General features: G+C 64.1%; 16 protein-coding genes. 6 read left to right on the forward strand and 10 right to left on the reverse strand.

Features of this window, described 5'->3' with window-relative positions:
- Positions 1–214 precede the first annotated feature (214 nt).
- Positions 215–535, reverse strand: a complete 321-nt coding sequence (locus K6T56_02565; protein ID MCL6555227.1) for an acylphosphatase — start codon at positions 533–535, stop codon at positions 215–217.
- A gap of 159 nt (positions 536–694) precedes the next feature.
- Between K6T56_02565 and K6T56_02570 the strand changes: the two genes are divergently transcribed.
- Positions 695–1135 carry a DsrE family protein gene (locus K6T56_02570; GenBank protein MCL6555228.1) on the forward strand — a complete coding sequence of 147 codons (441 nt, stop codon included), beginning with the start codon at positions 695–697 and terminating at the stop codon, positions 1133–1135.
- A gap of 62 nt (positions 1136–1197) precedes the next feature.
- Here K6T56_02570 and metG read toward each other — a convergent pair whose 3' ends face one another.
- Positions 1198–3291 carry a methionine--tRNA ligase gene (metG, locus tag K6T56_02575; GenBank protein MCL6555229.1) on the reverse strand — a complete coding sequence of 698 codons (2094 nt, stop codon included), beginning with the start codon at positions 3289–3291 and terminating at the stop codon, positions 1198–1200.
- Positions 3292–3481: 190 nt separating this feature from the next.
- Here metG and apbC point away from each other — a divergent pair, with 190 nt between their 5' ends.
- The 4 genes from apbC to K6T56_02595 all read left to right on the forward strand — a co-directional run bounded on the left by apbC (position 3482) and on the right by K6T56_02595 (position 8930).
- On the forward strand, positions 3482–4573 hold the full coding sequence (apbC, locus tag K6T56_02580; protein ID MCL6555230.1) for an iron-sulfur cluster carrier protein ApbC: 1092 nt from the start codon (positions 3482–3484) through the stop codon (positions 4571–4573).
- 183 nt (positions 4574–4756) lie between these two features.
- Positions 4757–5323 carry a dCTP deaminase gene (dcd, locus tag K6T56_02585; protein ID MCL6555231.1) on the forward strand — a complete coding sequence of 189 codons (567 nt, stop codon included), beginning with the start codon at positions 4757–4759 and terminating at the stop codon, positions 5321–5323.
- A 118-nt stretch (positions 5324–5441) separates the two neighbouring features.
- Entirely contained in the window at positions 5442–7685 is a 2244-nt protein-coding gene (locus K6T56_02590) for an arginine/lysine/ornithine decarboxylase (GenBank protein ID MCL6555232.1), read from the forward strand.
- A gap of 18 nt (positions 7686–7703) precedes the next feature.
- Positions 7704–8930: a spore maturation protein gene (locus K6T56_02595; protein ID MCL6555233.1), complete on the forward strand. Its 1227-nt coding sequence runs from the start codon at positions 7704–7706 to the stop codon at positions 8928–8930.
- A gap of 9 nt (positions 8931–8939) precedes the next feature.
- On the opposite strand, the gene K6T56_02600 is transcribed toward K6T56_02595, so the two are convergent.
- The 8 genes from K6T56_02600 to K6T56_02635 all read right to left on the reverse strand — a co-directional run bounded on the left by K6T56_02600 (position 8940) and on the right by K6T56_02635 (position 18027).
- Positions 8940–10187 (reverse strand): EAL domain-containing protein, encoded by a 1248-nt coding sequence (locus tag K6T56_02600; protein ID MCL6555234.1) that lies wholly within the window; start codon positions 10185–10187, stop codon positions 8940–8942.
- 21 nt (positions 10188–10208) lie between these two features.
- Positions 10209–12053, reverse strand: coding sequence for a chemotaxis protein CheA (locus K6T56_02605; GenBank protein ID MCL6555235.1), 1845 nt, complete (start codon positions 12051–12053; stop codon positions 10209–10211).
- 24 nt (positions 12054–12077) lie between these two features.
- Entirely contained in the window at positions 12078–12824 is a 747-nt protein-coding gene (gene cheZ / locus K6T56_02610) for a protein phosphatase CheZ (protein MCL6555236.1), read from the reverse strand.
- A gap of 5 nt (positions 12825–12829) precedes the next feature.
- Entirely contained in the window at positions 12830–13225 is a 396-nt protein-coding gene (gene cheY / locus K6T56_02615) for a chemotaxis response regulator CheY (protein ID MCL6555237.1), read from the reverse strand.
- 73 nt (positions 13226–13298) lie between these two features.
- A complete protein-coding gene (locus K6T56_02620; GenBank protein MCL6555238.1) occupies positions 13299–14228 on the reverse strand; it encodes a chemotaxis protein in 930 nt (309 codons plus the stop codon).
- A gap of 27 nt (positions 14229–14255) precedes the next feature.
- Positions 14256–15221 (reverse strand): chemotaxis protein, encoded by a 966-nt coding sequence (locus K6T56_02625; protein ID MCL6555239.1) that lies wholly within the window; start codon positions 15219–15221, stop codon positions 14256–14258.
- Between the two features lie 12 nt (positions 15222–15233).
- Complete coding sequence (locus K6T56_02630; protein ID MCL6555240.1) at positions 15234–16361, reverse strand: CZB domain-containing protein; 1128 nt, start codon at positions 16359–16361, stop codon at positions 15234–15236.
- 28 nt (positions 16362–16389) lie between these two features.
- Complete coding sequence (locus K6T56_02635; GenBank protein MCL6555241.1) at positions 16390–18027, reverse strand: methyl-accepting chemotaxis protein; 1638 nt, start codon at positions 18025–18027, stop codon at positions 16390–16392.
- 123 nt (positions 18028–18150) lie between these two features.
- Here K6T56_02635 and K6T56_02640 point away from each other — a divergent pair, with 123 nt between their 5' ends.
- A complete protein-coding gene (locus K6T56_02640) occupies positions 18151–19299 on the forward strand; it encodes a PAS domain-containing protein (GenBank protein MCL6555242.1) in 1149 nt (382 codons plus the stop codon).
- Positions 19300–19305 lie beyond the last annotated feature (6 nt).

Raw genomic sequence — 19305 nt, forward strand, 5'->3', positions numbered from 1 at the left:
CGTGTCCGCTTCCCCGTCCTTACCTGGGCAGCCCCGATGCCCAAAGGGGTTGCACAGTGTGTCAGAATATTAGATAATGCTTAAACCAAATCGCCCTTGCGCTCGTTAGCGAGGGGTTTTGGCGTTGTCTCCTCCTCCATCCTCCTCCTTTGGTGGATTTGAAGCGCGGGTCTCTCCCGCGCTTTTTTTTTTGCCCAGGCGGCCAGCGCCAAGGTCACTGCCGTGGCGGGCCTTGCGCTGCCGAAGGGGGCGGGCAGTCCGCGGTGGGCAGGCGCAGGAAACCCTCGAAGTTCCCCGTGGCGGGCTCGACTTGCAGACGCTCCACCCTGGCCTGGGGCGGCCCCCGGCGCGCCCAGGCGATGAGGGCCTCCACCTGGGCCGCTTCCCCCTGCACCATGGCTTCCACGCTGCCATCGGTGCAATTGCGCACCCAGCCCCGGACGCCCAGGGCAGCCGCTTCCCTGCACATGGATTCCCGGAAAAAAACGCCCTGCACCCGGCCGAAAAGGCGAAGGCGGCGCGTGACGGTGCTCATCCACTTCCCTCACGAAAAAACATTGCCGATCAAGTGGTTATGGTGTCCGTGTGCGGTAGCTTAGGACTATTGACTAAAGCACGCGGGCGACTTCATCTTAAGGGCAAGCGCGGCGGTTGCGGCGCGCTTGTGAAAAAAACTTTTTTCAAGGAGACACATATGACGTACCTGAAACGGTTGGGTGCCTTGATCTTCGTTGCCGCCCTTCTGGGCGTGGGCGGCTGTGCCACGCAGAACAAGGCGGCGGACACCACCAAGGTGGTTTACCACATCAACGACAGCGCGGTGGCCACGGCGGCCCTGCGTAACATCAACAACCACCTCAACGCCGATCCCAAGGCCAAGATCGTGGTGGTCACCCACGGGGCGGGCATCGACTTTCTCCTCGAGGGCGCGGCCGACAAAAACGGCAACCCCTACAACATCCCCGTGGAGGAGCTGATGAGCAAGGGGGTGGACTTCCGGGTCTGCAACAACACCTTGGTGAGCCGCAAGATCGACAAGTCGAAGGTGCTGCCCGGGGCCAAGATCGTGCCCTCCGGCGTGGCCGAGGTGGGTCGTCTGCAGGCGGCCGAGGGCTATGTCTATCTGAAGCCCTGAAAGCCCAAAGGGCTGCTTAAGGGGGGGGCGGAGCGGCGTTGTCGCCGGCTCCGGCCCCTTTTTCATTTCACCCGCATGCCCGGTTGCGCCCCCTCGTCGGGACTCAGCAGATAGATGCCGGGGCCCTGGCCGGAGGCGGCCAGCACCATCCCTTCCGATACGCCGAATTTCATCTTGCGCGGCGCCAGGTTCGCCACCATGACCGTGAGCCTGCCGACAAGCCGCGCGGGGTCATAGGCGGACTTGATGCCGGCGAACACTGTGCGGGGTTTTTCCTCGCCGATGTCCAAAGTGAGCTTGAGCAGCTTGTCCGCGCCCTCCACGGCCTCGGCATGGACGATGCGGGCCACGCGCAGATCGATCCTGGCGAACTCGTCGATGGAAATGAAAGGCGTCCCCCCTTCTTCCTTTCCCCCCTTTTCCCCGGCGGAAGGGGGGGTCGCCCCATGTTGCTGCCTTTCCCCATGGCGCACCGGCGCGTGCACTTCCGGGGTCGGCGCTTCCAGGGTTTGCCGGTTGGCTTCCAACAGGGCATCGATCTGTTTGGAATCGATGCGGGTCATCAGATGGCGAAAAGGTTTGATTTCATGATCGGTGAGCACCCGGGCGGCATCCTGCCAGCTTAAGGGCGGGATGTTGAGGAAATCCTCCACCTCCTGCGCGAGGCGCGGCAGGACGGGTTTCAGGTAGAGGGTGAGGAGGCGGAAGAGATTGAGACTCACGGAACAGACCTCGTGCAGGCGGGTTGCCTGTCCGGGGTCGCGGGCGAGCTCCCAGGGCTTGTGTTCGTCCACGTACTGGTTGGCCACGTCCGCAAGCGCCATGATCTCGCGCACCGCCTTGGCGTATTCCCGCCCCTCATAGTGGGCGGCGAGGGTCGGGGCGGCGGCGGCGAGCTGGGCAAGCACCCCATGCCCTGCCAGGGTGGGGGCGAGGCGGCCTCCGAAGCGCTTGCTGATGAAGCCGGCGCTGCGGCTGGCGAGGTTCACGTATTTGCCCACCAGATCGCTGTTCACGCGGGCGACGAAATCCGAAAGGCTTAAGTCGATGTCCTCCATGCTGGCATTGAGCTTGGCGGCGTAGTAATAGCGCAGCCACTCCGGGTCCAGACCCAGGCGCAGATAGCTTTCTGCGGTGATGAAGGTGCCGCGGGACTTGGACATCTTCTGCCCATCGACGGTGAGGAAGCCGTGGGCGAAGATCCGGGTCGGTGTGCGATGGCCGGAGAAATGCAACATGGCCGGCCAGAAGAGGGCATGGAAGTAGAGGATGTCCTTGCCGATGAAATGATAGAGCTCGGCCTCGGCGTCTGCCTTCCAGTAGGCATCGAAATTGAGGTTGAGGCGGTTCGCCAGATTGGCGAAGCTCGCCATGTAGCCGATGGGCGCGTCCATCCAGACGTAGAAATACTTGCCGGGCGCATCCGGAATCTCAAAGCCGAAATAAGGGGCATCGCGGGAGATGTCCCAGTCCTGCAGGCCGCTGGCGAACCATTCCCGCATTTTGTTGGCGGCCTCTTCCTGCAGGTGGCCGGCCTGGGTCCAGGATTCCAGGAACTGCCGGCAGCGCGGGTCGCTCAAGCGGAAAAAATAATGTTCCGACTGCCGGCGCACCGGCTTCGCTCCCGATACCACCGAATAGGGCTCGATAAGCTCGGTGGGGGAATAACTCGCGCCACACACTTCGCAGTTGTCGCCGTACTGGTCCTTGGCATGGCAGCGGGGACACTCCCCCTTGATGAAGCGGTCGGGGAGGAACATCTCCCGTTCCGGATCGTAGAACTGCTCGATGGTGCGCACCTCGATCAGCCCCGCCTCGTCCCGCAGCCGGCGGTAGATGGTTTGCGCAAGCTTCCGGTTCTCCTCCGAATGGGTGGTGTAGTAGTTGTCAAAGGCGATGTGAAAGCCGCTGAAATCCCGCAGATGCTCGCCGTGCATGCGGGCGATGAGGGCTTCCGGCGTGATGCCTTCCTTTTCCGCGCGCAGCATGATGGGGGTGCCGTGGGTGTCATCGGCACAGACGTAGTAGCAGGTATGGCCCTGCATCTTCTGGAAGCGCACCCAGATGTCAGTCTGGATGTATTCCACGAGATGTCCCAGATGGATGCTGCCGTTGGCGTAGGGCAGGGCGGAAGTGACGAGGAGGGTGCGTGTCATTGGCGTTCTTGGCGAAAAACAAACATTTTAGCGGCTCCAGGGCCGCTGGCGGTGGGCGGCTTGTGGGTCTGGCTGGATATTCCGCTCGGCGTTTGGGGTTATTCCATGATTTTTCAGGAAATTTTTGCCGTGGCCGGGCAAAAGGCATTAGAATGGTGCCCTTTCCGGTGGTCCTGAACAGGGAGTAAGCATGTCCATTACCGAGCAGCAAGTGCAGGAAGCCCTCAAGGGCGCCGTCGATCCCAACATGCAGAAGGATTTCGTCACGGCGAAGACCGTGCGCAACATCCGCATCGAAGGCAACGACGTCAGCTTCGACATCGTCCTGCCCTATCCGGCGAAAAGTGTCCTGGGCGAGATCAAGGCCCTGGCCGAGAACGCGGTGAAAGCCATTCCCGGCGTGGGCCAGGTCACCGCCCATGTCTCCTTCAAGATCATCGCCCATGCGGTGCAGCGGGGCGTCAAACCGGTGCCCGGTGTGCGCAACGTGATTGCCGTCGCCTCCGGCAAGGGGGGGGTGGGCAAATCCACCACGGCGGTGAACCTTGCCCTGGCGCTTGCCGCGGAAGGGGCGCGGGTGGGGATTCTGGATGCCGACATCTACGGTCCTTCGCAGCCCATGATGCTGGGCATCACCGGCAAGCCGGAAGCCTCCGAGGATGGCCAGCATCTGCTGCCCATGATGGGCCACGGCCTGCAGGCCATGTCCATTGGCTTTCTCATCGACGTGGAAACCCCCATGGTCTGGCGCGGCCCCATGGTGACCCAGGCCCTGGAGCAGCTCCTCAACCAGACCAAGTGGGATGATCTGGACTACCTGGTGGTGGACCTGCCACCGGGCACGGGGGACATCCAGCTCACCCTCGCCCAGCGGGTGCCGGTGACCGGTGCCGTGATCGTCACCACCCCCCAGGACATTGCCCTCATCGACGCCCGCAAGGGCCTCAAGATGTTCGAGAAGGTGAACATCCCCATCCTCGGCGTGGTGGAGAACATGAGCATCCACATCTGCTCCAAGTGCGGGCATGAGGAGCGCATTTTCGGCGAAGGCGGCGGCGAGCGCATGTGCCGGGACTACAACGTGGAGTTCCTGGGCGCGCTGCCCCTGGACATCCACATCCGCGAGCAGGCCGATTCCGGCAAACCCACCGTGGTGGCCGACCCAGACAGCCGCGCCGCCCAGATTTACAAGCAGATTGCCCGCCGGGTGGCGGTGAAGATCGGCGAGCTGGCGGCGGATCACTCGGCCAAGTTCCCCACCATCGTCATCCAGAATACCTGAGGGGCCGGCAAGCCGGGCGCGGCCTCGCCGCCCTGCGCCGTTTCGGGTTAAGCTAGCGGGGAGGGCGGAATCCGCGGGATGAAGCCGCGGTCCGCCCGGTTCCTTGCCCCTTCGCCGGCAGGGAACGGAAACCCCCCTGTTGTTTCCCGTAAACATTTTTGTTCCTCGACCTGCGGGCGCCTGATGAGCATCAAATCGGACAAATGGATTCGCCGTATGGCCCTGGAGTACGGCATGATCGAGCCCTTCGAGCCCAACCAGGTGAAGGAGATCAATGGCCATCCCATCGTCTCCTACGGTACCTCGAGCTATGGCTACGATATCCGCTGCTCCAACGAATTCCGCCTGTTCACCAACATCAACACCACCATCGTCGATCCCAAGAACTTCGACCCCAATTCCTTCGTCGAGGTGACCGGGGACTATTGCATCATTCCGCCCAATTCCTTCGCCCTAGCGCGGACGGTGGAGTATTTCCGCATCCCCCGCAATGTGCTCACTATCTGCCTGGGCAAGTCCACCTATGCCCGCTGCGGCATCATCGTCAACGTCACGCCCTTCGAGCCGGAGTGGGAGGGCTATGTGACCCTGGAGTTTTCCAACACCACGCCGCTGCCGGCCAAGATCTATGCCAACGAAGGCGTGGCGCAGGTGATCTTCTTCGAGTCCGACGAGCCGTGCGAGGTGTCCTACAAGGACCGCGGCGGCAAGTACCAGGGCCAGCGCGGCGTCACCCTGCCGCGCATCTGAGCCTCCGCCGGCCCGGCCGGGCCCGGCCTGCGGCAGCGGGCCCGGCTTGTGATACATTTGGCCACGCCGGCCGCGGCCGGCAAGGCTTTTCCCCTCTTTCACCGCTAACGGGCCGACCATGCGCTTTCGCTTTCCCATCGTGATCATCGACGAGGATTTCCGCTCCGAAAACGCGAGCGGCATTGGCATCCGTGTGCTGGCCAAGGCCATCGAGGATGAGGGCATGGAAGTCCTCGGCGCCACCAGCTACGGTGACCTGGCCTCTTTCGTCCAGCAGCAAAGCCGTGCTTCCGCGTTCATTCTCTCCATCGATGACGAGGAGTTCTCCACGCCAGAGCTCGCCCAACACGCTGTGTCCCAGATTCGCGCCTTCGTCGAGGGCATCCGCTTCCGCAATGCCGACATCCCCATCTTCCTCTATGGGGAGACGCGCACCTCCCGCCACATCCCCAACGATGTGCTCAAGGAGCTGCACGGCTTCATCCACATGTTCGAAGACACGCCAGAGTTCATCGCCCGCTATGTGGTGCGGGAGGCGCGGGCCTATCTCGATTCCCTGCCGCCGCCTTTTTTCCGGGCGCTCACCCACTATGCGGCCGACGGCTCCTATTCCTGGCACTGCCCGGGACATTCCGGCGGGGTGGCCTTCCTGAAAAGCCCCGTGGGGCAGATGTTCCACCAGTTCTTTGGCGAAAATCTCCTGCGTGCCGACGTGTGCAATGCGGTGGAGGAGCTGGGCCAGTTGCTGGACCACACCGGCCCGGTGGCGGCGGCGGAGCGCAATGCGGCGCGCATCTTCAATGCCGACCATCTGTTCTTTGTCACCAATGGCACCTCCACCTCCAACAAAATCGTCTGGCATTCCACGGTGGCGCCGGGGGATGTGGTGGTGGTGGACCGCAACTGCCACAAGTCCGTGCTCCACGCCATCACCATGACGGGGGCGATTCCGGTGTTTCTCACGCCCACGCGCAACCACTACGGCATCATCGGGCCGATCCCCCTCGATGAATTCCGCTGGGAAAACATCCAGAAAAAAATCGAGGCGCATCCCTTCGCCCGGGAGGTGAAACGGCCGCCGCGGGTGCTCACCATCACCCAGAGCACCTATGACGGCATCCTCTACAACGTGGAGACCATCAAGCAGATGCTCGATGGCCGCATCGACACGCTGCATTTCGATGAGGCCTGGCTGCCCCATGCCGCCTTCCACCGCTTTTACAAGGATATGCACGCCATCGGCCGCGACCGGCCGCGGCCGCAGAAATCCATGCTCTTTTCCACGCAGTCCACGCACAAGCTGCTGGCAGGCCTGTCTCAGGCCTCGCAGATCCTGGTGCAGGAGTCGGTGGAACGGAAACTGGACCGGGACATCTTCAACGAGGCCTTCCTCATGCACATGTCCACCAGTCCCCAGTACGCCATCATCGCCTCCTGCGACATCGCTGCGGCGATGATGGAGCCCCCCGGCGGTACCGCCCTGGTGGAGGAATCCATCCTCGAGGCGCTGGATTTCCGTCGCGCCATGCGCAAGGTGGAATGGGAATTCGGCGGCTCCTGGTGGTTCAAGGTGTGGGGGCCGGACGAGCTGGCGGAGGAGGGCATCGGCAGCCGCGAGGACTGGATTCTGCGCGCCAACGAACGCTGGCATGGCTTCGGCGATCTGGCACCGGGCTTCAACATGCTCGACCCCATCAAGGCCACGGTCATCACGCCCGGCCTGGACGTGGAGGGCGAGTTTGCCGAATCGGGCATCCCGGCGGCCATCGTCACCAAGTACCTCGCCGAACACGGGGTGATCGTGGAGAAGACGGGGCTTTACTCCTTCTTCATCATGTTCACCATCGGCATCACCAAGGGGCGCTGGAACACGCTGCTGACCGCCCTGCAGCAGTTCAAGGACGACTACGACCGCAACCAGCCCCTGTGGCGGGTGCTGCCCGAGTTTGTCGCCAAACACCCCCGCTATGAGCGGGTGGGGCTGCGCGACCTGTGCGATTCCATCCATGGCATCTACCGTGCCAACGACATCGCCCGCCTCACTACGGAAATGTACCTTTCCGAAATGGCGCCGGCGATGAAGCCCACCGATGCCTTCGCCAAGATGGCCCACCGGGAGATCGAGCGGGTGGAAATCGATCATCTCGCCGGCCGCATCACGGCGGTGCTGCTCACCCCCTATCCGCCGGGGATTCCACTGCTGATTCCGGGGGAACGCTTCAACCCCACCATCGTCCGTTATCTCCAGTTTGCGCGGGAGTTCAACGAGAAATTCCCCGGCTTCGAGACCGACATCCATGGCCTCGTGGCCGACGAGAGCAACGGACGCAAGCGCTACTTCGTGGACTGCGTGCTCGCTTAAGCCTGGGGAAGCCGCACGGTGAACGCCATCTGGGCGGGCTTCGTCCTCGTCGCCCTGGCCGGCACCCTGGTGCAGGCAGTCTTCCTGGGCCACCCGGAGGTGGCGGCCGCGGTGATGCAGCGGCTTTTCGATGACAGCAGGCTCGCCTTCGAGGTGGCGCTGGGCCTCACGGGTGTGATGAGCCTGTGGCTCGGCCTCATGCGCATCGGCGAGGCGGGCGGTTTCCTCAACGCCCTCACCCGGCTTCTGTCGCCCCTTTTTACCCGCCTGATGCCGGAAGTGCCCCGCGATCACCCGGCCCAGGGGGCGGTGGTGATGAATCTGGCGGCCAATGTGCTGGGCCTGGACAACGCCGCCACGCCGCTGGGCCTCAAGGCCATGCGGGAGCTAAACCGTCTGAATCCGCAGCCGGAGACGGCGAGCAACGCCCAGATTCTTTTCCTGGTGCTCAATGCCTCTTCGGTGACGGTGCTTCCCGTCACCATCTTCACCTATCGCGCCCAGATGGGGGCGGCCAATCCCACCGATGTCTTCATCCCCATCCTCATTGCCACCTCCTGTTCCACCCTGGTGGGGCTGATCAGTGTGGCAGTGGTGCAGCGGCTGCGCCTCTTCGACCCCGTCGTGATGCTCTATCTGGGCGGAGCGGCGCTCCTTTTGGGGGGACTCATGGCGTATTTCGGCACCCTGCCGGCGGCGGAGATGCAAAGACAGTCGGCCCTCCTCACCCATGCCATTCTGCTGGGTCTCATCGCCGCTTTTCTGCTCGCCGCTCTGTGGCGCCGGGTGCCGCTCTACGAGACTTTTCTCGACGGGGCGAAGGAGGGTTTCCAGGTGGCGGTGGGCATCATCCCCTATCTGGTGGCCATGCTGGTGGCGATTGGCATGTTGCGGGCAAGTGGCGTGCTGGAGCTCCTGCTTTCCGGCATCCGCGGCTGGGCCACCGCCGCGGGCCTGGACACGCGCTTCGTCGATGCTCTGCCGACGGCCTTCATCAAGCCGCTTTCGGGCAGCGGGGCACGGGCCATGATGGTGGAGACCATGCGCACCTTCGGGCCCGACTCCCTGGCCGGGCGCCTTTCGGCGGTGATCCAGGGCAGCACGGAGACCACCTTCTATGTGCTGGCGGTGTATTTCGGCGCGGTGGGGATAAGGCGCGCGCGGCACGCGGTGGCCTGCGCCCTGTTGGCCGATCTGGCCGGCGTGGTGGCGGCGATTCTGGTGACCTACTGGTTCTTTGCCTGACGGGCCGCTTTAGATGCCCAGCTCTTCCACCCAGGCCAGTGCCTGAATGTGGGCGGTGTTGACCCGTTCCGGATCGAGGGTCAATGCCTGCGCCAGTTCCCGCATGCGGGTGGTGTCCGCCCCCTCACAGGCCTCGGCAAGCTGCAGGAAGGGGCCATACACGCCTTCCCGGTGCAGCAGCGCCTCGGCAACGGATTCCGGTAGATGGAGCTTTTCCAGGATCTGCTCCATGGGCATTTCCAGCATGGCATCAAGCAGGGAGAAGATGCCGACGATGAACAGGTTGTCCCGGTCCTGCCGGTCCAACAGGCCCTCGCCCAAAAGTTCGGTGAGGCGGCCGCGGGTGACGGCGGTTTTCATCAGCGCCGGCGGCGTCGAGCTTTCACTTGCCGTCACCACCAGCAGGGTGAGCCAGCGGTAGAGCTGCTGGTAGCCGAGGATGGCGAGGGCGTGACGGATGGACTGGATCTCGCAGGACAGACCGAAGCCCACCGAATTGATATAGCGCAGCAGCTTGAAGGAGAGGGCAACATCGCGCTTGAAGCCCTTCTCGATTTCCCCGATGTCGGCATTGGCGCGGACCTTGTTGAGCAGCTCCAGCACCAGCGCCTGACCGGGGTGAATGACCCGCGCGCTCAAGGTTTCCGGCCGGGCGAAATAAAAGCCCTGATAGAGATCGAACTTGAGGGAGCGGCAGAGGTTATAGGCGGCGCGGGTCTCCACGCGCTCGGCGACCAGCTTCACCGGATGCCGGCGCAGGGCACTGACCAGGGCCGGTAGCCGCTCCTGGGGCAGGGCGAGCACGTCCAGCTTGACGAAGGTGACGAGGGGTAGCAGGGGATCGAGGGCGGGGTTGCCAGCGTAATCGTCCAGGGCCAGGGTGAAGCCCTGCGCCCGCAGGGTTTTCAGCCGCTCCAGGAGTTCCGCTGTCGGTGTGACGTCCTCCAGAATCTCCAGCACGATGCGCCGCGCCGGCAACAGCTCGAGGAAATCGCTTTCCAGCATGGGCGCGGAGACGTTGAGGAACGCGATGCGGTCACCGAAGAGCCATTCCACGCCCATGTTGCTGAGGGTGTTCACCAGCACCTGGGTGCCGGCCATGAGGTCGTCGGTGACATTCGCCCGGCTGGCGGAAGCGGCATCGCGGAAGAGGAGTTCATAGCCGACGATGCGCTGCTGCCCGTCGAGGATGGGCTGGCGGCCGATGAAAACCTCGTCGTGGGTCGCGTGGAGCAGAGGGCGGGTCGTCAGTTGCATGGCATTTCCCCCGGCAGCGGATCAGGCCGTGGCGCGAAACAGGCTGGCGTGCGGGCTTGGCGTCTCCTGGGTGAGCAGTGCCTCCATGTCCAGCACCAGTACCACCTGCCCGTCGCCGGAGAGGGTGGCGCCGGCCACACCGTGGGGTTTGATACCCTGCAGCGGCTTGATGACCACGTCGTCGCGGCCGATGAATCCATCGATGGCCAGCACGAAGGAGGATTCGCCAGACTGCATGAGCACGCCGAAGGCGGGGCGACCCTCGTCCGGCCAGCCGATGAGCCCAGCCAGGGTTTTCACCGGCAATACCTCGTCCCGCACCACCAGGGTGGCGCGACCGGAAACCTGCTGTACCTCCTCGGGGTGGATGGGCACGATCTCCCGCACCATGGACAGGGGTACGGCGAAGGGCTGGTTGCCAAGGCGCACGATGAGCACCGGCAGGATGGCCAGCGTGAGGGGCAGGGTGATAGTGAACACCGTGCCCTGGCCGACCACCGAACGGATGTCGATGCGGCCATTGAGGCGGGTAATGTTGGTCTTCACCACATCCATGCCCACGCCCCGTCCGGAGACATCGGAAATCTGGTCCTTGGTGGAAAAGCCCGGCAGGAAGATGAGATTGAGGCTTTGCCGCTCATCCAGGCTGTTGGCGGTCTCGGCATCGATCAGGCCTTTTTCCAGCGCCTTGCGCCGGATCACGTCGGCGCGGATGCCCCGGCCGTCGTCGGCGATCTCGATGACGATCTGGTCCCCGACCTGCTGGGCGGAAAGGCGGATCACGCTTTTGGCCGGTTTGCCGGCGGCCAGGCGTTCCTCCGGTGATTCCACTCCATGATCCACGGCATTGCGCACCAGGTGCACCAGGGGATCGTTGAGGTCCTCGATCATGGTTTTGTCGATCTCGGTCTCCTCCCCTTCCAGCACCAACTCCACGTCCTTGCCCAGGCTGCGCGCCAGGTCCCGGGCCAGGCGCGGATATTTCTGGAAGAGGCGCCCGATGGGCTGCATGCGGGTCTTCATCACCGCGTTCTGCAGATCACCCACGAGGAGGTCGAGGTGGCTTACCGCTTCATCCAGCGCCTTGAGGGTCGCCGGATCGTTCTTGCCGGCGAGGATGTCTGCGCGCAGGCAGTTGAGCCGGTTCTTGGTGAGCCCGATTTCGCCGGAGAGGTTCAGCACCTGATCGAGCCGCGCGGTGTCGATGCGGATGGTGTTGTCCTTGGCCGACACCTGTTTGGCGGGCGGCGTTTTCGCCCCCGGCCGGCCCTCCGCACGGGGTGCGGGGCTTGCGGCGGGTGGGATGGCGGGCGCCTCGGCGGGGCGCGCTGGGGTTTCCTCGCTGCGGCCGCCCACCAGGGCATGGTAGAGGAGGCGCCAGTCGGGGCCCGTTTCCGTTGCCGGCGCGCCCACTTCCTCCGTGACGGGTTCCTGGGGCGTGTGGACGGCCTGGTTTTGCCAGACCTGCATGGCCTTTTCCCCCGCCAGCACGGCGTCGAGCTCCAGCATCAGGTCCTTGTCCGGCTCGGGCATGCGGGCCTGGGCGAGGGCATCGAACATGGTGCGCACCGAGGCGGTGGCGGCCAGGATCACGTCCATGATCTCCGGGGTGAGGGTCATCTCCCCATTGCGCAGCTTGTCGAAAAGGTTTTCCGTGCGGTGGCACAGTTCGACGAGGGGGGTGGCGTTGAGGAAGCCCGCCCCGCCCTTGATGGTGTGAAAGCCGCGGAAAATCTGGTTGAGCAGCTCGCGGTCACCGGGAGCGCGCTCCAGCTCCACGAGCCTGTTGTCCACTTCGGCGAGGAGTTCGGTGGCCTCCGTCAGGAAGTCCTGCAGCAGGTCCTCCATGCCTTCGAATGCACTCATGGCGCTTCCTCTCGTTCCTTCCCCCTAGAATCCCAGGCTCTCCAGCAGTTCGTCCACCTGGGCTTGGCTCGTGACCACGTCTGAGCGGCCAGCCGTGTTGACGACCGGCCCGTTGAGCAGGCCCGTCTCCAACTGGGCGCGTTTCTCGACGGGGGTGTTCTCCACCAGCACCTTGAGTAGCTCGCTTTCCATTTCCTGGGCCATGTCGATGACCTTCTTGATCACCTGGCCGGTGAGGTCCTGGAAGTCCTGCGCCATCATGATTTCCATGAGCTGGGCGCGGGTGTCCGCGGTCTTGCGGGGCACCTCCTCGAGGAAGCCCCGGGTCTCGTGCACGAGTTGTTTGAATTCCTCCACCGACAGTTCATTGCGGAAGAGGCAGTCCCAACGTGCAGCGAGCGCGCTGGAGCGGGTTTCCAGCTCCTCCTGGATGGGTTTGGCAACGTCGGTGGCATTGAGCACGCGCTCCGCCGCCTGCTGGGTGAGGGCGGCGATGTAGGCAAGACGGTCCCGGGCGTCCGGAATCATGGTGTCCACGGCCTTCTCTAGTGCCTTGTCGTAGCCCAGCTGTTTCAGCGTCTCGTGCAGCTTGCGGGTGAGATGGCCCAGCTGGCTGTAGTAGGGCTCGGTAATCCCCCCTTGGCTGGGCGGCGGCTCCTCCGGCTGCCCGCTGCGTTCCCCCTGCGTTCCGGCCTGGGCTTCGGCCTGGGCATTGGCCCGCACGATGCTGTCGAAGAGGGCTTCCAGCTCGTCGCTGTCCCCGTTGGCCATGTTGCTCACTTGGCACCTCCTAGGTTCTGGAAGATTTTGTTGAGTTTTTCCTCGAGGGTGGCGGCGGTGAAGGGTTTGACGATATAGCCGCTCGCCCCGGCCTGTGCTGCGGCGATGATGTTCTCCTTCTTCGCCTCGGCGGTGACCATCAGCACCGGCAGGTGCTTGAGGGAGGGGTCGCTGCGGATCTTCTGCAGCAACTCCAGGCCGGTCATGTTGGGCATGTTCCAGTCGCTGACGACGAAATCGAACTTGCCGCTGCGCAGTTTCTGCAGGGCGGCAGCGCCGTCCTCCGCCTCCTCCACGTTGGCAAAACCCAGCTCCTTGAGCAGGTTGCGGATGATGCGGCGCATGGTGGAAAAATCGTCCACCACCAGGAATTTCATGTTGGGGTCAGCCATGTACCGTTCCTCTGTTCATCCGTGCTTCTCGCATTCGCCTCTCCGGTTTGTGTTTTTCATGCGCAGGCTGCCGTCAGTGGAGGAAGGGCCGCAGCGTGTCCGCCAACACGGCGGGGTCGAATTTCGCCACGTAGTTGTCCACGCCCACCTGCTGCCCCATGGCGCGGTTGGCTTCCGACGAGAGGGAGGAATGCATGATCACCGGGATGCCGTCGAAACGGCGGTCGGCCTTGATTTTCTTGGTCAGCACGTAGCCGTCCATTTCCGGCATTTCCGCATCGGTGAGGATCAGGCTGAGTTTGTCCCTGAGGGACACGCCCTCCGCCTGGGCCGCTGCGGCCAGCGCCTGCAACTTCTCCCATGCTTCCAGGCCGTTGGTGGCCTGCTGGTATTTGACACCGAGGGTGTCCAGCACCCGGGTGATCTCCTTGCGCGCCACCACCGAATCGTCGGCGAAGAAAATCGTGTGTTCCTTTTCCGCCTGCACGGGTTCCAGGGGCGGCACTTCCTCCTCGCCAATGGCCTGCACCAGAATCTGCTCCACATCCAGGATGGAGACGAGCTTGCCGTCCGGCAGCTCGGTGATGGCGGTGATCATGGCGTCATGGCCGGTGAGCATGGCCGAAGGGGGCTTCACCTTGTCCCAGTCCACGCGGATGATGCGGTCCACGTCATGCACCAGGAACCCCTGGGTGTGACGGGCAAATTCGGTCACGATCATGGTGCCGCCGGTCTCCTGGGGGGCGCCCTCGATCTGGATGAACTTCGCCAGCGAAATCACCGGAATGATGTTGCCGCGCAGGGAGATCACCCCCTCCACGCCGGGCGGAGTGTTGGGCGTTTTGGTGATGGGCGGCGTCTGGCAGACCTCCCGCACCTTGAACACATTGATGCCGAACACCTCACCGGTGCCCAGCGAGAAAAGGAGGATTTCCATTTTGTTCGAGCCCGCCAGTTTGGTCCGGGCATCGACGCTTTCCAGGAGAGCAGGGGAAGTGGGCATATCCATGGTTGACTTCCTGTCTTGTACTCAGGCCGCGGCGCGGACATTTCCCTTCAGTATGCGCGCCAGGGTTTCCGCCAGACGCTGCGGCTCGAATTTCGATACGTATTCATCCACGCCCACCGACCGGCCCAGCTGCTGGTTGGACATGCCGGACAGGGACGAGTGCATGATGACGGGAATGCCGGCGAAACGGGGGTCCGCCTTGATGCGCTTGGTGAGCATGTAGCCGTCCATTTCCGGCATTTCCACATCGGTGAGCACGAGCTGGATGAAATGACTCACCGGCTGATGCGCGGCTTCCGCCTGTTCCGCAATCTTCAGGAGGGTCTCCCAGGCCTGGCGCCCATTGTTCGCCGCGTGGTAGTGGATGCCCATGGCATTCAGGGTCTTCTCGATCTGCTTTCTGGCGATGGCCGAGTCATCACAGAAAAGAATGGTGCGGGGTTCCGCCACATCCAGCGGCTCGACGGCGGCATAGAGATAGTCGTCGTCCCCCTGGGTGGTGTCGGCGAGGATTTTTTCCACGTCCATGAGCATGACCAAGCGCCCATCGGCAAGCTCCGTCACTGCCGTCACCAGGCCTCCCATGTGGCCGGCAAACATGTCGGGGGGTACCCGGATGGAGGACCAGTCCAGGCGCAGGATGGTATCCACTGCCTCGACGAGGAAACCCTGGGTGTGGCCGTTGTACTCGGTGACGATCATGATCTCCGGCTTGCTGTCCGTTTCGATGCCGGTGAACTTGACCAGGTCCACCACTGGCACCAGGACACCGCGCAGACTCACCATGCCCTCCACCGCGGGCGGCATCTCGGGGGCACGGGTGATTTCCGGCACCCGCATGACCTCCCGCACCTTGAACACGTTGATGCCAAAGGTTTCCCGGCGGCCGGTGCGCGTATCCCGCCCGAGGGTGAAAAGGAGGATTTCCAGCTTGTTGGTGCCGGCCAGTTTGGTGCGGGCGTCGATGTTTTTCAGAAGCTCGGACATTTTGGCTTCCCCTTAATGGGCGTGGTTGACGCAGAGGATGCTGTTGTCGGCCTCGCCGGCGGCGGCCATGCGCTCCAGATTGGCGAGGACTTCCATGCTCATTTCCTCCATTTGCTTCTGCTTAGCGAGCGCCTCCTCGTGCCGGCCTGCGTAGAAGGCTTCCACTGCGGCCACTCCCGCAGCATGGAAGGTCTTGTGCGGGGCTTCCACCTCCCGGTAGCCGGGAAGCTGGCTGAAACAGGCATGGCCATCGCCTTCGTAATACCACTTGCCCAGACGGCAGGCGGTGTGGCTGGCGAAATCCTGGGGCCGTTTGTCCGACACCCCCATGAAGACCTTGTAGACTTCGAACTTGTAGACGAGATGGTCCAGCTTGGCGAGCTCCACGAAGCTGCGTAGGGCGGAGGCGGCAATCGCGCCTTCCATGTCATTGGAAAGCGTGATCAAGTGCTTGAGGGCTTCACTGGCCTCTTCCCCCTTGCGGCTGAATTGGGTCGACTCCCGGGCCTCCGCTTCCATCTGTCCCCTGGTGCCCTCGATTTCGGTCTGGATAGCGCTTACTAGATTGGAAATCTCATTGGTGGCGTTGGCGGTGCGTTCGGCAAGTTTCCTCACCTCATCGGCCACCACGGCAAAGCCGCGGCCCTGTTCCCCCGCCCGCGCCGCCTCGATGGCGGCGTTCAAGGCAAGGAGGTTGGTCTGATCGGCGATTTCCTTGATGAGCTTGACGATGCCACCGATTTGCCCCGCCCGTTCGTTGAGGCGTTCCACGCTCTTTGCCGTCTCCTGGGTGTGGGCCGCCACCTGCTGAAGGTTGGAGGCGATGTCCTGCATCACCGCACGGCCGCTGCTGCCAGCCGCCGCCGCCGTCACCGCATCGTCCTTTTCCTTCTTGAGGGTCTGCGCCAGGCTGGCGAGGGTGCGCTGCATCTCCAGGAAGGAGGCGCCAAAGCGCTGCATGTTGTCGAACATGCCCTTCTGGAAGGCAAGCTGCGCTTCCAGTTCCGCCACCTTCGCGGAGAGGGCCTGGTTTTCCTCCCTGGCCTTGTCCAGGGCCATGCTCAAACGGCTCTTCTCAGCGGAAACCGCATCGAGCTGGCTCCTCAGGCTTTTGATGAGTTCCTTGCTTTTGCCGAACATGGTGCGTGCTCCTTTTCTTCTTGGGGGGTCACTGGCTCAGATGGAAGCGGTTGACCACGCGCTCAAGACCGCGCGCCTGCTCCAGCAGGGCGTGCACGGCGGCGCTGGTTTCCTCGATGGCGGCGCGGCTTGCCTCCGCCAGGGCGGCGATGCGCTCCACCTGACTGCTCGCCTGCTCACTGTGGGCGGCATGCTCCCGGGTGGCGATGGCGATGTCGTGGATGCGCCGCGCCGCGTCGCTGACAGTGCGGTTGATATCGGCCAGGGCGCGGCCCGCCTCGACGGCGTGGGTCACCCCTTCGGCGACCCGCTGGCTGCCTTTTTCCATGGTGGCGACGGCCTGCCCCGTTTCCGCGCGGATGGCCTCGATCATGCCGGAAATCTCGCTGGTGGCGTTGGAGGTGCGCTCGGCGAGCTTCCTCACCTCATCGGCCACCACGGCAAAGCCCCGGCCCTGTTCCCCCGCGCGCGCCGCCTCGATGGCGGCGTTCAAGGCGAGCAGATTGGTCTGATCGGCGATTTCCTTGATCACCTCCAGGATCCTGCCGATCTCGGTGGAACGCTCACCCAGCCGGGTGATCATCTCTGCCGAGGTGTGCACCGTCTGCGCCACTTCCTGGATGCCCTCGACGGCGGTGCTCACCACCCCGTTGCCCCGCTCGGCGAGGTTGCGGGCTTCGGAGGCCACCCGCTCGATGTCTTCGGCGGTGGCGGCGATGTGCTGCAAGGTCCGGTTGAGGGCCTGGATGGCGGCGGCCGCCCGGCCGGCCTCCTCGGACTGGGTGCGGGAGCTCGCCGTCACCTGGTCGGCGACCGTGGACAGACGGGTGGCCGTTTCCTCGACGCTGTCGGCGGCGGCCCGTACCTCGCGCACGATGCCGGCGAACTGCTGGGTCATGCGGTTGAAACTGTCGGCCACACTGCCGATCTCATCCTTGTTGTCGGTTTCCGCGCGGACGCTGAGGTCGCCCTGAGCAAGCCGCGAGGCGGACTCATTGAGACGCGCCACGCAATGGTTGATGGAGCGGGTGAGCACCAGCCCCAGCAGCGTGGACAGCACCACGGCCAAAACGATGGCGCCGATGACCACAGCGTCCACCACCCGGGCCTGGGCCTGGGCGCGGGCGAAGTCCTTGGCCGCGGCCTGCGTCTGATGGTCGATGAGGCGGTCGATGGCGGCGGATTGGTTGAAGAACAGGGGATCGAGGGCCTCTTTGCGCAGGCGGTCGGCTTCGGCGAATTTTTCTCCCTGCAGCAGATCGATCATCGGCAGGATGCCCTTTTCGCCAAAGGCGCGGCGGGCTTCGACGAAGGCATCGAAGAGGCGTTTTTCCTCGCCCTGGGGTTTGCGCGCCGCGTAGGCGTCGATCAGTTGCTGCACCTTGAAAATGTTGCTGCGCACCTTGTCGGCATGGGCGAGGATTTCGAAGGCATCCTGTTCGTGGCGGGCGGCCAGAAGCTCCATGCGGTTCTGGTTCTGGTAGTTGCGGATGGTGTTGAGACTGTCGATGGCGTTGAGCCGCTCCTTGTAGATGGATTCGGCCACCCGGTTGGCGGAATGTACCCCCCACAGCCCGGCAACGCCGACGGCAATCATGAGCAGAGAGCCGGTGACGATGAGGAGGGTCAGCTTGGCGCGGATGGTGAGGTCGGTAAGCAGGGACATGATTTTTCTCTCCAAGGGCTTGCTTCGTGGCCTATAGCGGCAGGACCGGGACAAACTTTAGGGCCGTTTGGGCGAAAATCCGGGCCCTGCCCCTGCCCGTACAAGGGCTATAATCGCCGCAGGATGTCCGAACCGCCCATTGATCCGCGGGAGCTTACGCAGGCCTTTTCCCTCTTCAGCGTCGCTTCCGAGCAGCTTGCCCGTGCCTACGCCGATCTCAAGCGGCAGGTGGCCGATCTCACCCGCGAGCTCGCCGTAGCCAACGGCGAGCTCAAGCGCCAGTACGAGGAAAAGGAGGCGCTGTCGGAACGCCTGGCGGGCCTGCTCGACGCCCTGCCGGCGGGGGTGGTGGTGCTGGAGGCGGGCGGGCGCGTCGCCCAGGTCAATCCGGCGGCGCGGGAGCTCCTCGGCGAGCCCCTGCTGGGCGAGGACTGGGGTCAGGTCCGGGGGCGACTCGCCCCCACCAGCACGCCGGACGAATGGGAGACCATGGGGGGACGGCGGGTGAGCTTATCCGCCCGCGCCCTGCCGGCCTTCGGCGGTGAGCTTTTGCTCCTCAACGACGTCACCCAGGCCCACGCGCTGCGGGTTGAGCTTGCCCGCCATCAGCGCCTGTCGGCCATGGGCGAGGTGGCAGCGCGGCTTGCCCATCAGTTGCGCACGCCGCTCGCCACCGCTCTCCTTTACGCCTCCCACCTGAACCGCGGGCAGCTCGATGAGGCCGATCGCCTGCGTTTTGCGCAGAAGGTGCTGGAGCGGCTGCGTCATCTGGAACACCTCATCCAGGACATGCTCCTTTTCGTCCGCGGTGAGGCGGCGGGGCGGGAGACCCTTTCCGCCTCCCACCTCGCGCGGGATCTGACCCAGGTGATGGAGCCCCAGATGGCGGCGCGGGGGCTTGCCTTCCTGCTGCGGGATGCGGCGGAAGGGGCGGGGGTGCTGGGCAGCCGCGATGCCCTCGCCAGTGCCCTCCTCAGCCTGCTGGAAAACGCCATGCAGGTCTGCCGACCTGGGGATGAGGTGCGGCTTGCCGTCACGGCCGCTGGGGGCGAAGTGGCGTTCGAGGTGCGGGATACGGGGCCCGGCATCGAAGCCGGCAATCTGGAACGCATCTTCGAGCCCTTCTTCACCACCCGCAGCGATGGCACCGGGCTGGGGCTTGCCATCGTGCGCAGCGTGGCCGAGGCCCACGGCGGGCGGGTGGAAGTGGAATCGGTGCCGGGGCAGGGCAGCACCTTCCGCTTCGTTTTGCCCGCGGTTGCGTTAAACTGAGACAGG

This window comes from Burkholderiales bacterium (genome assembly GCA_023511995.1).
GTDB lineage: Bacteria > Pseudomonadota > Gammaproteobacteria > Burkholderiales > Thiobacteraceae > Thiobacter.

What these genes read in the sequence shown, in the direction of transcription:
- K6T56_02565 (MCL6555227.1), bottom strand. Translation starts at nt 535, where the DNA reads ATGAGCACCGTCACGCGCCGCCTTCGCCTTTTCGGCCGGGTGCAGGGC.
- K6T56_02570 (MCL6555228.1), top strand. Translation starts at nt 695, where the DNA reads ATGACGTACCTGAAACGGTTGGGTGCCTTGATCTTCGTTGCCGCCCTT.
- metG (MCL6555229.1), bottom strand. Translation starts at nt 3,291, where the DNA reads ATGACACGCACCCTCCTCGTCACTTCCGCCCTGCCCTACGCCAACGGC.
- apbC (MCL6555230.1), top strand. Translation starts at nt 3,482, where the DNA reads ATGTCCATTACCGAGCAGCAAGTGCAGGAAGCCCTCAAGGGCGCCGTC.
- dcd (MCL6555231.1), top strand. Translation starts at nt 4,757, where the DNA reads ATGAGCATCAAATCGGACAAATGGATTCGCCGTATGGCCCTGGAGTAC.
- K6T56_02590 (MCL6555232.1), top strand. Translation starts at nt 5,442, where the DNA reads ATGCGCTTTCGCTTTCCCATCGTGATCATCGACGAGGATTTCCGCTCC.
- K6T56_02600 (MCL6555234.1), bottom strand. Translation starts at nt 10,187, where the DNA reads ATGCAACTGACGACCCGCCCTCTGCTCCACGCGACCCACGACGAGGTT.
- K6T56_02605 (MCL6555235.1), bottom strand. Translation starts at nt 12,053, where the DNA reads ATGAGTGCATTCGAAGGCATGGAGGACCTGCTGCAGGACTTCCTGACG.
- cheZ (MCL6555236.1), bottom strand. Translation starts at nt 12,824, where the DNA reads ATGGCCAACGGGGACAGCGACGAGCTGGAAGCCCTCTTCGACAGCATC.
- cheY (MCL6555237.1), bottom strand. Translation starts at nt 13,225, where the DNA reads ATGGCTGACCCCAACATGAAATTCCTGGTGGTGGACGATTTTTCCACC.
- K6T56_02620 (MCL6555238.1), bottom strand. Translation starts at nt 14,228, where the DNA reads ATGCCCACTTCCCCTGCTCTCCTGGAAAGCGTCGATGCCCGGACCAAA.
- K6T56_02625 (MCL6555239.1), bottom strand. Translation starts at nt 15,221, where the DNA reads ATGTCCGAGCTTCTGAAAAACATCGACGCCCGCACCAAACTGGCCGGC.
- K6T56_02630 (MCL6555240.1), bottom strand. Translation starts at nt 16,361, where the DNA reads ATGTTCGGCAAAAGCAAGGAACTCATCAAAAGCCTGAGGAGCCAGCTC.
- K6T56_02635 (MCL6555241.1), bottom strand. Translation starts at nt 18,027, where the DNA reads ATGTCCCTGCTTACCGACCTCACCATCCGCGCCAAGCTGACCCTCCTC.
- K6T56_02640 (MCL6555242.1), top strand. Translation starts at nt 18,151, where the DNA reads ATGTCCGAACCGCCCATTGATCCGCGGGAGCTTACGCAGGCCTTTTCC.